Source organism: Acidovorax sp. KPB24-07 (assembly GCF_057543315.1).
Genome location: NZ_BAAJYS010000791.1, coordinates 1 through 902 on the forward strand (window position 1 = coordinate 1; position 902 = coordinate 902).

Below are 902 nucleotides of genomic sequence, written 5' to 3' on the forward strand. Positions count from 1 at the left end.
CTGCACGCCCGCCTGCTGGAGCGCGAGCGCGCCGCCCTGCGCCAGGCCCTGCAGCGGCGCTGACCGGGCGCACGGCCGCCGCCAGGAGTGCCCCCACAATCGGCCCACCAGAAGCTTTTCCTTTCTCCAGCGCCGCCATGCAGCACTTCAGCCTTCGCCAATCCATTCGCCACGGGCTGGTGATCGCCGCGTTCTGCGCCGCCATCGCCGGCATCCAGCTCGCCTACGGCCGGGGACCGTGGGACGTGCAGCTCGTGTACTCCCTGGCCATCGGCCTGCCGAGCTGGCTGCTGATCGACATCGGCCGCCTGTGGCTCTCACGCCATAGCCCCATCCCGTGGCCCCTGGGCTGGCGCGGCTGGGCGCTGGTCGCGGTGGGCGGCTCCATCGGCTTTCAGTTCGGCTCGGCCCTGGGCGATGCCTACCGCGAGAGCATGCACCCCGGCCTGACCCTGGCGTCGGCAGGCGGCCCCAGTTCGGCCATGGTGACGACGGTGCTGGCGTGCCTGGCGCTGTCGTTCTTCTTCTACGCCCAGGGAAAATCGCGCTTTCTGGAAGGCAAGATCGCCGAGGTCGAACGCGACGCCGCCGAGGCGCGCCTCAAACTGCTGGAGGCGCAGCTGGAGCCGCACATGATGTTCAACACCCTGTCCAACCTGCGCGTGCTGATCGCCGCCGACCCGCCCCGCGCCCAGGCCATGCTGGACCACCTGATCGACTACCTGCGCGCCACACTCGGCGCCTCGCGGGCCACGCTGCACCCGCTGGCCGACGAATTCGCCCGGCTGCGCGACTACCTGGAGCTGATGTCGGTGCGCATGGGCCCGCGCCTGGCCTACACGCTCGACCTGCCCGAATCGCTCGCCCGCGTGCCCGTGCCGCCGCTGCTGCTGCAGCCGCTG

At 71.2% G+C, this 902-nt stretch carries 1 protein-coding gene; it reads left to right on the forward strand.

From position 1 onward, the window contains the following. Positions 1-137 precede the first annotated feature (137 nt). Positions 138-902 (forward strand): sensor histidine kinase (locus AC27IQ_RS25835; RefSeq protein WP_487091348.1); only part of this gene is annotated, 765 nt, incomplete at its 3' end.